The sequence below is a fragment of the Streptomyces sp. 13-12-16 genome (assembly GCF_002114215.1).
Classification (GTDB): domain Bacteria; phylum Actinomycetota; class Actinomycetes; order Streptomycetales; family Streptomycetaceae; genus Streptomyces.
On the sequence record NZ_NCTE01000201.1, the window covers coordinates 1 to 12,191 of the forward strand.

Genomic DNA, 12,191 nt, shown 5'->3' on the forward strand with positions numbered 1-12,191 from the left:
GGCGTGGCCCTGCCGCTGGCCGCGGCGGCCCCCGCGGTGTACGTCCTGGGGCGGCTGGTCGGCTGACGGCCGGCGGGCAGGGCTCCTGTCACAGGTGATCCACAATCCTCCGGCCCCCACCCCCCACGGCGTTACTCTCGCGCAGGACGGCCGCCGGTCGTCGGGTACGACACCGAAGAAACCGCCGGGTGGGGGCCACCGCATGCGCGCACTGCGAATACTGCTCATCGTCATCGTGATACTCGGCGGAATCTTCGTCGTCGTCGACCGCGTGGCCGTCGACTTCGCCGAGGGCGAGGCGGCGGACCGCCTGAAGGCGACCGAGAACCTGGCGAGCACCCCCGACGTGTCGATCAACGGCTTCCCCTTCCTCACCCAGCTCGCCGGCGGCACCCTCGACGAGGTGGAGGTGGGGATCCAGGACTACGAGGCCGGCACCGGCGACGGCGCCGAGCGGATCCGCATCGCCGACCTGCGCGCGGACATGCGCGGCGTCGACTTCTCCACCGACTTCAGCTCCGCCGTCGCCGACAGCGCCACCGGCACCGCCACCCTCGCCTACGACGACCTGCTGAAGACCGCCGGCGGGGCCGAGCCCGGCCGGGTGGCCCCCGGCGTCACCGCCAGGATCGTCGGCCTGTCCGACGGCGGCAACGGGAAGATCAAGGTCGAGCTGGAGGCCACCGTGCTGGGCGCCGAGCTGCCCGAGCCGGTCGCCGTGCTCAGCTCCGTGACGGTCGTGGACGGCGACACCGTGCGCGTGAAGGCCGACGCGGTACCGGCGTTCGGCGGGGTCGAGATCGTCGAGTCCAGCGTGCGGCGGGTCACCGACTTCGAGCAGAGGATCGACGGACTGCCCGGCGGCATCCGGCTGGACAAGGTCGAGGCGGCGGAGGACGGCGTGGACATCACGGTGAAGGGTTCCGACGTCCGTCTGGTCGGGTAGGGAGTGGTTCGACGGGGGCGTTGTCCGACAGGCGAGACGAGGGCGTCCGCAGGGCAGATGCGAGGGCGGGGCCGGGAGGGACCGGGGGGCGGGAGGGGCCGCTCCCCCGATACCCTGTCCCGTATTACGGACGATCGTGTCTCAGAATGCGACACACCGGTGACACGCCCGCCCGTCCCTCCTTACGATCGGACCCATGCAGGATCAGACGAGCGTCCTCCGTTCGGGGGGACAGGCGGATCTCACGAAGCGGCGGGCAGTGGACCTGTGCCGTGTCGCCGCCATGCTCTGTCGTTCTTTCTGACTTCTGAGCGGACGTCGACGTCCGCCTTCCCGCCCCGCCCCCGCTGAGGGCACCCGTGCGCCGGCCCCGTGGGGCCGCGCACCCTCTCACCCGCACGCCCCGCCGCAACTGCCCCGGAGGAGAAAGAACATGAGCCGCAGCGACGTCCTGGTCGACGCCGACTGGGTCCAGGAGCACCTGGACGACCCGAGCATCGCCATCGTCGAGGTGGACGAGGACACGTCCGCCTACGAGAAGAACCACATCAAGAACGCCATCCGGATCGACTGGACGCAGGACCTCCAGGACCCGGTCCGCCGTGACTTCGTCGACCAGGCCGGCTTCGAGAAGCTCCTGTCGGACAAGGGCATCGGCAACGACCACACGGTCGTCCTCTACGGCGGCAACAACAACTGGTTCGCCTCGTACGCCTACTGGTACTTCAAGCTGTACGGCCACGAGAACGTCAAGCTCCTCGACGGCGGCCGCAAGAAGTGGGAGCTCGACGCCCGCGAGCTGGTCCCCGGCGACGAGGTGCCGGAGCGCCCGAAGACCGACTACAAGGCGAAGGCGCAGGACACGTCCATCCGTGCCTTCCGCGACGACGTCGTGGCCGCCATCGGCAACCAGAACCTGGTCGACGTGCGCTCGCCCGACGAGTTCTCCGGCAAGCTGCTCGCCCCGGCCCACCTGCCGCAGGAGCAGTCGCAGCGCCCGGGCCACGTCCCGTCGGCCGCCAACATCCCGTGGTCGAAGAACGCCAACGACGACGGCACCTTCAAGTCCGACGACGAGCTCAAGGCGCTCTACGAGGCCGAGCAGGTGGACCTGGCCAAGGACACCATCGCCTACTGCCGCATCGGTGAGCGCTCCGCGCTGACCTGGTTCGTGCTGCACGAGCTGCTCGGCGTGGAGAACGTCAAGAACTACGACGGCTCCTGGACCGAGTACGGCTCCCTCGTCGGCGTGCCGATCGAGCTCGGCTCCGGCAAGTAGTCCCTCCCGACCGACCTTTCCAGACCCCTTCAGGAGTAAGACATGTGCGGTGCGAAGGCCGGCGGCCCGGACGCCTCGACGATCAAGCCCGGTGAGACCACCATCCAGGGTCAGGTGACCCGCGACGGGGAGCCGGTGACGGGCTACGTCCGTCTGCTGGACTCGACCGGCGAGTTCACCGCGGAGGTCCCGACCTCCGCCACCGGACAGTTCCGCTTCTACGCGGCGGAGGGCACCTGGACCGTCCGCGCCCTGGTGCCCGGCGGCACCGCCGACCGCACGGTCGTCGCCCAGCAGGGCGGTCTGGCCGAGGTCGCGATCGCGGTCTGAGGACACGGGAACGGCCGAGGGGCCGCACCCCACGGGTTGGACGCCCGGGGTGCGGCCCTTCGGCGTGTCCGGACCTACGCTGGACCCATGTACGCGCGCAGGCGGCACGTCTACTTCGCCATGATGGGCACCTGCATCGGGCTGTTCGTCCTGGCCTGGGGCGTGGTGCGGCTGTGGTCGGTGCCGGCGGCCGTGGGCATGTGTCTCGTGGCCATGGTCATCCCGCCGGTCGCCGCGGTGATCGCCAACCGGCGGGGGCCGGAGGACCGCTGGTGGGACGATCCTCCCCCAAGCTCTCGGCTCCGCTCGAGCAGGGGGGACCCCCATGGCGACCCGGAGTCCGACGAGTGGTGGGACGAGCTGGACGGCAGGAAGCGGCCCCGGTAGGGCGGGCCGCTCAGTAGACGAGCGCCTGCGTCCCGTCCGCCATCGCCTCCTGCACGAAGACCTGCGCGCCGGCGATCCGTACGCCCTCGAGGACGTCCTTCTCGGTGATGTCGCGGCGGGCCGCGCACTGGGTGCACAGGGTGATCCGGCCGGTGGCCAGGACCGAGTCCAGCAGGTCGGGCAGCGGGGCGGCGTGCGGCAGCTCGAACTCGGCCGCGCGGCCCGGCAGGGCGAACCACGCGGACTCGCCGGTGAGCCACAGGGAGACCTCGACCCCGCTGGCCGCGGCCACCGCCGCCACCGTGAACGCCTGCGAGCAGCGCTCGGGTGCGTCGGTTCCCGCGGTCACTTTGATCACAAGCTTCTTCGCCATGACCGAATCGTAATCATGATCGCTACAACTTCGGTCGCCACCTGTGGGTCTCCTGTGCGCGCGTGGATGGAATACGCGCTTCACCTTCTGTGGGGGACGTCTTGGAACAACCCGAAGAAGCGACCGACGCCCCGGACGCACCGAGATCCGAGGATGCGCCGGAGGCCGTCCCGGCCCCGGAGACACCCGTGGACGAGACTCCGGAAACGCCGGAGGCCCCGGCTCCGGAAACACCGGTGGGCGAGACTCCGGAAACGCCGGAGGTCCCGGCTCCGGAGGCGCCCCGGAAACGCCGGCGGGGGCGGACGGCCGTGCTGATCGCCGCCGCGGCCGTGCTCGGCGTGGTCGCCGGCACCTGCACCGGATACCTCGTCCAGGCCGACCGTGAGCCCACCAGGCTGCCGCCGCTGTCGCAGCCGGTGCTCGCGCAGGCGAAGGGCGAGGCGCCCGAGCCGCTGCCGGCCGACCGGGACCGCCGCGTGAGGATCGACGGCGACCTGCGTGAACTGCTGCTGAAGAAGCCGCGCGGCACGCGGGAGCCCGACTGGCCGATGGGCGAGGACGGCTGGATGGACCTCGCCGAGTACGCCGGCAACTACGAGGAGTCCGGCTCGATGTTCGGACAGCTGGCCATGGAGGGGTTCCGCCGGGCGGCCGTCGTCGGCTGGCTCGACGACAAGGACTACAGCGTGGAGATCCGGCTGGTCCAGTTCCGCCAGGAGGAGGTGCTGGGGGCCGTCGGCAACGTCGAGAACAGCCAGTACTGGGCGGACGACGAGGGGGACACGGACAGCTGGGTCATCCCCGGCACCGGGGAGGGCAGGGCGTACGTCCACGGCGAGCCCTACGCCGAACCCGGCTACGAGCCCCTGTACAGCGCGGAGGCGCACGCCTGGCGCGGTGACATCTCCATGGAGATCTGGGTGTACGGAACCAAGCCGGTCCCCAAGAAAATGATCATGGATCTGGCCGAGCGGCAGATGGAGCGGCTGTGAACGAGACACAGAACCCGGCACCCGTCCCGCCCGCCCCGCCCGTCCCCGACGGCACCCCCGCCGCGGTCCCCGCGAAGCGGCCCGTGCGGTGGGGCCGTGTCGCGTCCGTCGTCGGCTCCGTGCTGCTGGCCGGGGCCGTCGTCACGGGCGTCGGGTACACCGTCGTGACCGTGGACGGCGCCGACCGCGACGCCGCCGCGCCCGAGTGGAGGTTCCCGAAGGAGGCGGCGGCCGAGGGCGAGAAGGCCGAGCCGGAAGGGCTGGCCGGGACGCTCGTACCGTACGGGTCCGACTGGTTCCCGGGGCCCGACTTCGGCGAGTTCGGCTCGGACACTCAGCTCAGCGGCGGCCGGGCCACGGCACTGCAGAAGGAGTCACTGCGCGATCTGCCGCGCTCCGAGCGCAAGCGGCTGGAGAAGGAGATCGACGGCTGGCGCATCGAGGGCATGGCGATGCGCAGCTACACCAGCGGATCGAACAGCGTCTACAACGAGGACGAGGTCCACACCGTGGGCATCGTGCTCGCCCGGATGGAGAACAAGGCGGCCGTGCGGGACTTCGCGCGGTTCCAGACCGAGTTCCTCGACGCCCTCGACATCTTCCGCAAGGGGCCGAAGATCAAGGGCCACGAGGACGCCCAGTGCTTCCTGCCACCGGCGGACGCGGACGGCGGCCTCGACATGATGCACTGCTCCGCCCGTGTCGGGAACGTCCTGGTCACCCTCACCGCGGACGGCGCGAAGCCGCTGGACACCAAGAGCGTCGCCGCACTGTTCCGCGAGCAGCTCGACCGTATCGACGAACCGGGGAAGGCCGTATGACCGAGCAGCCGCAGATCCTCGTACCCGCCCCGCCCACGGAGCCACCGGCCGCACCGGATGCACCGGCCGCACCGGATGTACCGGAGGCGGTGGCCGATCCCGGGCCGCCGCCGCGCAAGGACCGCCGGGTGCTGCGGGCCGCCCTGCGCTGGACCGCCGCCGTGGCCGTCTTCGCCGTGGCCGGCGCGGGCACGGCGTACGGGATCACCCGGATGGAACGGACGGACGTACCCGGCCTGGCGACCGCGTCCGACGGGCGGTGGGACTACCCGGAGCTGACGAAGCCGCCGCTGCCCGCCGGCAGCCCCGGACCCCAGGAGGAGTCCAACCCGGCCGGCACCCACCACGCCGACCTGCGCGCCCTCCTGCTGCCCGCCCCGGCGGGGGCGAAGGAGAACAAGGCGCTGCGCGGCGAGGACGGCTGGCTGGCGACGGACGACTTCCTCGAGGAGTACGCGGAGGAGGACAACCGGGACACCTTCCGGCAGGAGCTCGTCGACGCCGGGCTGCGGCACATCGCGGCCCGCGGCTGGACGACCGGGGACGGCACCCGGACGAGGATCTACCTGCTGCGGTTCGACACCGCGGCCGTGGTGGAGAACTCCTTCTTCGAGCCCCACTTCTCGTACATCTCGGCCTACCCGGTGAAGGGCGCCGACTTCACCGAGAACGACGAGTCGTTCCCGGTGAAGTCGGAGGTCGCGGGGGTCCAGCGCTCGGCCCAGGTCGAGACCGAGCCGTACGGGGAGGAACAGGACCGCCAGGCCTACCTCGCCGCCGGTGACGTCCTCGCCGTCGTGCTGCAGTCCCGGAAGGGCACCGCGCCCGCCGTGCCGTTCCGGCAGACGGTCGTGCTGCAGAGCCAGCTGCTGGGCTGAGGCACGGGAGGCACCACCTCGCACGACAGGGGCCGGCCCCGGCCGCGTAAGCTGGGGACCGGCCCTGTGCACACCACCGCACTCCCCCCGCTCAAGGAGCACCCCGTGGTTATCTTCTTCGAAGCCCTGCTGGTCCTGGTTGCCGTCGGCGTCCTCGCCTTCGCCGGGCTGACCGTGAAGAAGCTGTACCAGGGCCAGCGCTGATCACCGACGCCAGGAAGTTCCGCTCATGATCGAGATCCCGTCCGACCTGCACAAGGACCTCGTCCCGCTCGCCTTCCTCCTCGGCAACTGGGCCGGCGCGGGCGTGCACGACTTCCCCGGCGCCGAGAAGTGCAACTTCGGCCAGGAGGTCACGTTCACCCACGACGGCCGGGACTTCCTGGAGTACAGCTCCCACACCTGGGTGCTGGACGGCGACGGCAACAAGGTCCGCCCGCTGGAGTCGGAGCACGGCTTCTGGCGGATCGACGCGGACCGCAAGGTCGAGGTCACCATGACCCGCGACGACGGCGTCATCGAGATCTGGTACGGCGAGCTCGCGCACCAGAAGCCGCAGATCGACCTGGTGACGGACGCGGTCGCGCGCACCGCCGCCTCGGGGCCCTACAACGGCGGCAAGCGGCTGTACGGCTACGTCAAGAGCGACCTGATGTGGGTCGGCGAGAAGCAGACCCCCGAGGTCGAGCTGCGCCCCTACATGTCGGCGCACCTGAAGAAGGTCGTCACCCCGGAGGAGGTCGAGCGCTGGGCCAAGGCCCTGCCCGACGACATGCCCGACGACGGGATCGCCTTCTTCAAGTAGGCCCCCGCCCGAGAGGTCCTAGACTCGTGGGTGTGGTGAGCACCGACTGGAAGAGCGACCTCAGGCAGCGCGGCTACCGGCTGACCCCGCAGCGGCAGCTCGTGCTCGAAGCCGTGGACACCCTGGAACACGCGACCCCCGACGACATCCTCGGCGAAGTGAGGAAGACGGCGTCGGGGGTCAACATTTCCACCGTGTACCGCACGCTGGAGCTCCTCGAGGAGCTGGGGCTGGTCAGCCACGCCCACCTCGGGCACGGTGCGCCGACCTACCACCTCGCCGACCGGCACCACCACATCCACCTGGTCTGCCGGGACTGCACGAACGTGATCGAGGCCGACCTGTCGGTGGCCGCCGAGTTCACCGCCAAGCTGCGCGAGCAGTTCGGTTTCGACACCGACATGAAGCACTTCGCGATCTTCGGCCGGTGCGAGGACTGCTCCCGGAAGGCCCCGGCCACCGAGTCGTAGGCTAGGCGCATGAAGAGCCCCCTGCTGACCCTGCCCGGCGCCGTCCCCGCCGAGGGCGTGGACGAAGGCGTGGCCGCCCACTACGGCGACCTGTTCCGCGAGCAGCGCGCCCTCGCCGACGGCACCGGTTTCGTCGACCTGTCCCACCGCGGGGTCGTCACCGTCTCCGGTCCGGAGCGGCTGGCCTGGCTGCACCTGCTGCTCACCCAGCACGTCAGTGACCTGCCGCCGCACCGTGCCACCGAGGCGCTGATACTTTCCGCCAACGGCCACATCGAGCACGCGCTCTACCTGGTCGACGACGGGGAGACGGTCTGGGCGCACGTCGAGCCCGGCACCCAGGAGGCGCTGATCGCGTACCTGGAGTCGATGAAGTTCTTCTACCGGGTCGAGGTCGCCGACCGCACCGCCGACATCGCGGTGGTGCACCTGCCGGCCGGGTCCATCGCGGAGGTGCCCGAGGGGACCGCGGTCCGCGAGACGCCGTACGGGCGGGACCTGTTCCTGCCGCGCGGCGAGCTGGAGTCGTACGCGGAGAAGGCGGGGCCGCCCGCCGGGATCCTCGCGCACGAGGCGCTGCGGGTCGAGCGGCACCGGCCGCGGCTCGGCTTCGAGACCGACCACCGCACCATCCCGCACGAGCTGGGCTGGATCGGCAGCGCCGTGCACCTGCAGAAGGGCTGCTACCGGGGGCAGGAGACGGTCGCCCGGGTGCAGAACCTGGGGAAGCCGCCGCGCCGGCTGGTCTTCCTGCACCTGGACGGCAGCGAGGTGCACCTGCCGGTGGCGGGGACCGAGATCCGGGTCGCGGACGACGGCCCCGACGGGCGGAAGATCGGGTTCGTCACCACGTCCGTACGCCACTACGAGCTGGGGCCGGTCGCGCTGGCGCTGGTGAAGCGGAACGTGCCGGTGGACGCGCGGCTGCTCGCGGGGGACACGGCCGCCGCGCAGGAGACCGTCGTCGAGCCCTGAGCGGTACGGATCGGCCCCGAGCCGTAGGGATCGGCCCCGGCCGCACGGTCCAGCCCGGGGCCGTACGGCTCAGATCTCCAGCAGGACGGTGAACGGGCCGTCGTTGGTCAGCGACACGCTCATCTTCGCGCCGAAGCGGCCCGTCGCCACCGTCGCGCCCAGCGCGCGCAGTTGCGCGACCACCTCGTCGACCAGCGGCTCGGCGACGTCGCCGGGGGCGGCGGCGTTCCAGGTGGGGCGGCGGCCCTTGCGGGCGTCGCCGTACAGGGTGAACTGGCTGATCACCAGCAGCGGGGCGCCGAGGTCGCTGCAGGACTTCTCGTCCTGGAGCATCCGGACCGACCAGAGCTTGCGGGCGAGCTGCGCCGCCTTCTCCTTGGTGTCCTCGTGGGTGACGCCGACGAGGACGCACAGCCCCTCGCCCTCGATCGCCCCCACCGTCTCGCCGTCCACGACCACGCTCGCGCCGTCGACCCTCTGCACCACTGCTCGCATACGACCATCATGCCGGTCGGCGAACAGACGGCCGACGGCGGCCCGCGGAGGGCCCCGGCCGGGCTATTTTTACTCCTTAACGCCCATCTGGGGTGGATCGGGGGCACTCGCTCACAATGTGGCCGCTCGGGGTGGCACGATGCTGGCACATGCCGGTCGAGGGGACGGTTGAGGCATATGAGCACACCAGGGATCGGACAGCCGCCCGGGGCTGTCTCGTCGACCCAGACGGGGATCGGGGAACGGGAGTTCTGCCGGCCGCCCACACAGCGCACGGACAGCCCGGTGCTGCCCGAGGACCGGGCGGTGCACGATCTGATCGTGCTCAGCCTGGCCGAGCTGCGGACGGTGCGGCGCGACGCGCAGCGCGACGAGGCCGACCTCAGTTACGTACGGCGGCTGCTGCAGGGGCGGATCGACATCCTGCGGGCGGAGCTGGCCCGGCGCCTGCCGGAGGAGACACCCTCGGTCGTCGCGCCGGAGGAGGCGTCCGTCGTCGAGCGGCTGGGGGAGATCCTGCGGGACACCCCGGCCCGGCACCGTTCCTCCGCCCGGCACGTGACGCTGGGGACGCCGCAGGGGGAGGAGTACCGGCGGCTGGCGGCCGAGACGCTCGCCGAGGTGGAGCTCTCCGACCTGGGCGCCCGCACGGACGGGGAGCTGCACACCGCGATGGGGCGGCTCGTGCTCTGCGAGCAGCAGGTGTCCCGGCGACGGCAGCGGCTGCAGCGCACGGCCGACGAGTGCAGCGCGGAGATCGCGCGCCGGTACCGGGACGGGGAGGCGCAGGTGGACGACCTGCTCGTGTGAGCGGGCCGGGGGAAAACCTCTTCGACACCCGGCGCGCGGCCGACCTACCGTGATCCCATGACCTCCCGCGCCGATGTCGACGTACGTCCGATCACCGAGTCCGAGTTCGCCGACTGGCAACGGGCCATGAACGTCGGGTTCCTGCGGGAGCCCACCCTGTCCGAGGAGATCATCGAGGCGCGCCGGGCGCAGTTCACGCCCGGCCGGTCGACGGGGGCCTTCGACGGCGGGCGCTGCGTCGCGACGTTCCGGTCCTTCGCACAGGAGCTGACGGTGGTCGGCGGGGCGACCGTGCCCGCCGACGCCGTCACCAACGTCACCGTCACCGCCACCCACCGCCGTCGCGGACTGCTGACCCGGATGATGGAGCGGGATCTCGCCGCCGCGAAGGAGCGCGGGGACGTCGTCGCGACGCTGATCGCGGCCGAGTACCCGATCTACGGGCGGTACGGCTTCGGGCCGGCCACCACGGCGACCGAGTGGACGATCGACGTGCCGCGCGCCGGTCTCGACCCGCGCCGGGCGGGCCCGGAGGACGGCGGCCGGGTCGACCTCGTGGACGCGGAGGACGTCCGCAAGTTCGGCCCCGAGCTGCACGAGCGGCTGCGCCGCATCCAGCCGGGTGCCGTCAGCCGGGACGAGCTGTGGTGGCGGACGACCACCGGCGCCGTGCGCTTCCACCCGACCTTCCACGAGCCGTACTACGCGGTGTACCGCTCGGCCGGCGGCGAGGTCGAGGGCATGGTCGCCTACACGGCGGACGACAACTGGGGGGACGCCAAACAGCCGTTGAACACGGTGCGGGTGAAGTGGCTGACCGGGGTGACCCCGGCGGCCGAGCGCGCGCTGTGGCTCTACCTGTGCTCCATCGACTGGGTGGTGAAGGTGAAGAGCGGCTGGCGGGCGCCCGACGATCTGCTCCCGCACTTCCTGCCGGACCCGCGTGCCGCCGCCGTCACCACGCAGGCGGACTGGATGTGGGTGCGGATGCTGGACGTCGTACGGGCCCTCGAGGCGCGGACGTACGGGGCCGCGGGGTCGCTGGTGCTGGAGGTGGCCGACCGGGCCGGCCTGGCCGGGGGGCGCTACCGGCTGGAGGCGTCCGCGGACGGGGCCGGGGTCTGTGTGCCGACCGGTGAGAGCGCCGATCTGACGCTGGACGTCGCCGAGCTGTCCGTGCTGTGGCTGGGGGACGAGTCCGCGGTGCGGCTGGCCGCGCTGGGCCGGGTCCGGGAAGAACGAGCGGGCGCCGCCCGTCAGGCCGACGCCCTGCTGCGTACTTCCAGGCGACCGTGGTGCCCGGACGTGTTCTGAGCGCTGTCGCTCCCGCGCTCCTGCCGCCTGCCTCCTTCCGCCGACGACGGGTGGGTCCTCATCCGTAGCGAGCTGTTCGGTTGTGGTTGTTGTGCGGGTGGTGCCCGCCGACGGGACTCCCGGCTCCCCTCCGGAAGGGAGCCCGGCCGGCGGTCCGTGCGGTGTGCTGTCAGCCGGACTGGGCGAGCAGCATCACGAGGATGACCGCGCCGATGCCGCTGATCGTGGTGTTGCGTGCCTTGATGCCCACGGTGAGGGCGACGAAGGCGATGATTCCCATCGGCCCGTACTTCCACTGGACGAGTTGCTCGAACCCGATGGCCAGGGCTGCGAGGACGATGGCGACGAGCGGCATGGCGGTCCCCCCTTGTCGTTCCCGGTTCCCGTTCCTTCTCCCGTCGACCAACCCTTGGGGCGGCCGACCAGGTTGTAGGAGTTGGTTACCAACTTGCTGTTAGTTATAGCCACTTGGAAGAGGCTTATAACCACCCTTCGCTGAACTGCCCGAAGATGGCGGGAAGTTGTAGTGTTCTGTCGTGGACCCGGAACACGTCTCCGTCAATGGGCGGAAGAAGCCGCAACGGCCACAGAGGACACACCGTGAGGTGGCCGACGAACTGCGCGCGCGGATCAGGTCCGGGGCGCTGCAGCCGGGTCAGCGCATGCCCACCCAGGCCCAGCTCGCCGCCGAGTTCGGCGTGGAGCGCCCCGCGGTGCGCCAGGCGCTGCGCATCCTGCAGTCGGAGCAACTGCTCACCAACGTCTCCAAGGGCGCCCCGGCGACCGTCGCCGCAGGCCCCGGCAGGGCGCCGACCGGCCCCTCGGTGCCCCCGCTGCCCACCACCGTGGGCCTCGCGCCCAGGATCGCCGCCGCCTTCGAGGCCGAGCACGTCGAGATCGACGCCGTCTGCCTGACCTCGATCTCCCTCACCCTGGCGCTCGGGGAGCCGCTGCGCCGGATCCACTCCGGACGGCTGAAACCGGCCAAGGTCGACCTGCGGGTGCTGCTGCCCAGCCGGGACATCGACCTCGCCTTCCCGGTGCCGGTCGAGGGGCGCGACGGCGACGAGGACCCGGTGCACGAGCGGTGGCTGGCCCAGCGCAACGCCCAGGGGCAGGTGCTGCGCCACAATCTGCTCGCGCTGCGCGCCACCCACGGCGTCGACGTGCACGTCTCCTTCCGCGCGCTGCCCTTCACCCCGCCGGTGAAGCTGTACCTGCTCAACGGGGAGGAGGCGCTGTTCGCCTACTACACGCTGGCGCGCGGCAAGGCGCAGATCGACCAGGAGTACCTGGAGACGTACGACGCGCAG

17 protein-coding genes are annotated in these 12,191 nt (G+C 71.4%); 14 read left to right on the plus strand and 3 right to left on the minus strand.

From position 1 onward, the window contains the following. Positions 1-202: 202 nt before the first annotated feature. From B7767_RS09335 to B7767_RS09355, 5 genes are all read left to right on the plus strand, one after another. Positions 203-946 carry a DUF2993 domain-containing protein gene (locus B7767_RS09335; protein ID WP_085571774.1) on the plus strand — a complete coding sequence of 248 codons (744 nt, stop codon included), beginning with the start codon at positions 203-205 and terminating at the stop codon, positions 944-946. Positions 947-1,142: 196 nt separating this feature from the next. Beyond that, entirely contained in the window at positions 1,143-1,250 is a 108-nt protein-coding gene (locus B7767_RS49270) for a putative leader peptide (RefSeq protein WP_352380029.1), read from the plus strand. Between the two features lie 129 nt (positions 1,251-1,379). After that, positions 1,380-2,225, plus strand: coding sequence for a sulfurtransferase (locus B7767_RS09345; protein WP_085571775.1), 846 nt, complete (start codon positions 1,380-1,382; stop codon positions 2,223-2,225). Between the two features lie 42 nt (positions 2,226-2,267). After that, complete coding sequence (locus B7767_RS09350) at positions 2,268-2,555, plus strand: DUF1416 domain-containing protein (protein WP_004986406.1); 288 nt, start codon at positions 2,268-2,270, stop codon at positions 2,553-2,555. Between the two features lie 87 nt (positions 2,556-2,642). After that, positions 2,643-2,942 (plus strand): DUF3099 domain-containing protein, encoded by a 300-nt coding sequence (locus tag B7767_RS09355; protein ID WP_085571776.1) that lies wholly within the window; start codon positions 2,643-2,645, stop codon positions 2,940-2,942. Positions 2,943-2,952: 10 nt separating this feature from the next. Here the strand turns inward: B7767_RS09355 and B7767_RS09360 are convergent, their stop codons facing one another. Continuing rightward, positions 2,953-3,315 (minus strand): DsrE family protein, encoded by a 363-nt coding sequence (locus tag B7767_RS09360; RefSeq protein WP_085571777.1) that lies wholly within the window; start codon positions 3,313-3,315, stop codon positions 2,953-2,955. Positions 3,316-3,626: 311 nt separating this feature from the next. On the opposite strand from B7767_RS09360, the gene B7767_RS09365 reads away from it, so the two are divergent. The 6 genes from B7767_RS09365 (at position 3,627) to B7767_RS09390 (ending at position 8,259) form a co-directional block, all read left to right on the plus strand. Beyond that, a complete protein-coding gene (locus tag B7767_RS09365; protein WP_256923377.1) occupies positions 3,627-4,310 on the plus strand; it encodes a hypothetical protein in 684 nt (227 codons plus the stop codon). After that, a complete protein-coding gene (locus B7767_RS09370; RefSeq protein ID WP_306297952.1) occupies positions 4,307-5,131 on the plus strand; it encodes a hypothetical protein in 825 nt (274 codons plus the stop codon). Before B7767_RS09365 ends, B7767_RS09370 begins: the two co-directional genes overlap by 4 nt. Then, positions 5,128-6,009 carry a hypothetical protein gene (locus B7767_RS09375; protein ID WP_085571779.1) on the plus strand — a complete coding sequence of 294 codons (882 nt, stop codon included), beginning with the start codon at positions 5,128-5,130 and terminating at the stop codon, positions 6,007-6,009. The genes B7767_RS09370 and B7767_RS09375 overlap by 4 nt, the downstream gene beginning before the upstream one ends. A 229-nt stretch (positions 6,010-6,238) precedes the next feature. After that, positions 6,239-6,814 (plus strand): FABP family protein, encoded by a 576-nt coding sequence (locus tag B7767_RS09380; RefSeq protein WP_073934294.1) that lies wholly within the window; start codon positions 6,239-6,241, stop codon positions 6,812-6,814. Positions 6,815-6,846: 32 nt separating this feature from the next. Then, entirely contained in the window at positions 6,847-7,284 is a 438-nt protein-coding gene (locus B7767_RS09385) for a Fur family transcriptional regulator (RefSeq protein ID WP_030864194.1), read from the plus strand. Positions 7,285-7,293: 9 nt separating this feature from the next. Beyond that, positions 7,294-8,259 carry a folate-binding protein YgfZ gene (locus tag B7767_RS09390; protein WP_085571780.1) on the plus strand — a complete coding sequence of 322 codons (966 nt, stop codon included), beginning with the start codon at positions 7,294-7,296 and terminating at the stop codon, positions 8,257-8,259. A 69-nt stretch (positions 8,260-8,328) separates the two neighbouring features. Here B7767_RS09390 and dtd read toward each other — a convergent pair whose 3' ends face one another. Beyond that, positions 8,329-8,754: a D-aminoacyl-tRNA deacylase gene (gene dtd / locus B7767_RS09395; RefSeq protein WP_030864202.1), complete on the minus strand. Its 426-nt coding sequence runs from the start codon at positions 8,752-8,754 to the stop codon at positions 8,329-8,331. A gap of 177 nt (positions 8,755-8,931) precedes the next feature. Between dtd and B7767_RS09400 the strand changes: the two genes are divergently transcribed. Together B7767_RS09400 and B7767_RS09405 are read left to right on the plus strand one after the other, a co-directional pair. Beyond that, positions 8,932-9,564, plus strand: a complete 633-nt coding sequence (locus tag B7767_RS09400) for an aerial mycelium formation protein (protein WP_085571781.1) — start codon at positions 8,932-8,934, stop codon at positions 9,562-9,564. A 57-nt stretch (positions 9,565-9,621) separates the two neighbouring features. Continuing rightward, on the plus strand, positions 9,622-10,878 hold the full coding sequence (locus B7767_RS09405) for a GNAT family N-acetyltransferase (RefSeq protein WP_085571782.1): 1,257 nt from the start codon (positions 9,622-9,624) through the stop codon (positions 10,876-10,878). A gap of 169 nt (positions 10,879-11,047) precedes the next feature. Here the strand turns inward: B7767_RS09405 and B7767_RS09410 are convergent, their stop codons facing one another. Next, a complete protein-coding gene (locus tag B7767_RS09410; protein WP_085571783.1) occupies positions 11,048-11,233 on the minus strand; it encodes a hypothetical protein in 186 nt (61 codons plus the stop codon). A 250-nt stretch (positions 11,234-11,483) separates the two neighbouring features. Between B7767_RS09410 and B7767_RS09415 the strand changes: the two genes are divergently transcribed. Continuing rightward, a partial coding sequence (locus tag B7767_RS09415) for a winged helix-turn-helix domain-containing protein (protein ID WP_256923378.1) occupies positions 11,484-12,191 on the plus strand: 708 nt, incomplete at its 3' end.